Raw genomic sequence first — 1,032 nt, forward strand, 5'->3', positions numbered from 1 at the left:
AGAAGGCCGAGACGTCGAGGCACTTGTTGCTGTGCTGGTTGACGATGGTGTAGGTGCCGTTGGCGTTGGGGCGGAAGTCGAAGACCTGTTGGTTGCCGCCTTCGCAGTGGTACTGCTGGTATTGGGTTCCGTCGGTGGTGCTGAGGTTGGTGTCGTCCAGGCACATGTTGCTGTGCTGGGCGACGACGACGCCCTGGAAGGCCTGGCCGGGCGCCTGGAGCGTCACGGTGTAGCCGGTGTTGGAGTCGGTCCACGGCACGTTCACGCTGGCGGAGTTCCCGGTGACGGTCAGAGTCTGGTCGGAGACCGTGCTCGGGCCCTTCGCTCCGTCGACGTTGGAGATCTGCTGGACGATCGCGCGGATCTGCCCGCCGGTGACCAGGCCGGTGGAGCTGAGCCCGTTGAGGTTGACGTTGACGTCACCGGTCACGCCGCGGTTGCCGAGCAGGATCTTGGCGGAGCCGGTCGTCCTGGAGGCCGTGGCGTCGACTGCGGTGCCTTCGGTGACAGCGACACGGGTCCCGCTCATCGATCCGTAGAACTTGTAGAGGAACCAGTCGCCGCGCGGCACGTACTGGGTGCCGATCCTGGTGAGCAGGTTGGCCAGGTCGTTGTGGAGGTTGGAGCCGGCTCCCCAGTGGGCGCGCATGCCGTCTATGTCGCCGCGTTCCAGCCGGGAGATGTACCAGCCGGAGCGGCCGGGGGTCTGCTGGTCCGGGGCGGCGTACTCGTTGATCTGGAACGGCCGGGTGGTCGTGATACCGCGGGCGGTGAGCTGGGAGCTCACGTAGGACTTCATCGTGTAGGGGTCGCCCAGGACCATGTTGCCTTCCAGGGAGTGCCAGCTGATGATGTCGGGGACGACGTTGTTGGCTTTGACGAAGTCGAGGTAGGCCGACCACCAGCCGGTGTTCACGCTGGGCGGGTATGCCGTGCTGGGCCCGGAGATGACAGCGTTGGGGAACGTGGCCCTGATGCGGTTGTAGGTGCGGGCCCACATGGCCAGGTACTGGCTCTGCGGGGGGGCCCAGA

At 66.1% G+C, this 1,032-nt stretch carries 1 protein-coding gene; it reads right to left on the reverse strand.

The annotated features are described in order from the left end of the window. A partial coding sequence (locus ABD323_RS41605; RefSeq protein WP_344447283.1) for an RICIN domain-containing protein occupies positions 1-1,032 on the reverse strand: 1,032 nt, incomplete at both ends.

Source organism: Kitasatospora nipponensis, assembly GCF_039528135.1.
GTDB classification, from domain to species: domain Bacteria; phylum Actinomycetota; class Actinomycetes; order Streptomycetales; family Streptomycetaceae; genus Kitasatospora; species Kitasatospora nipponensis.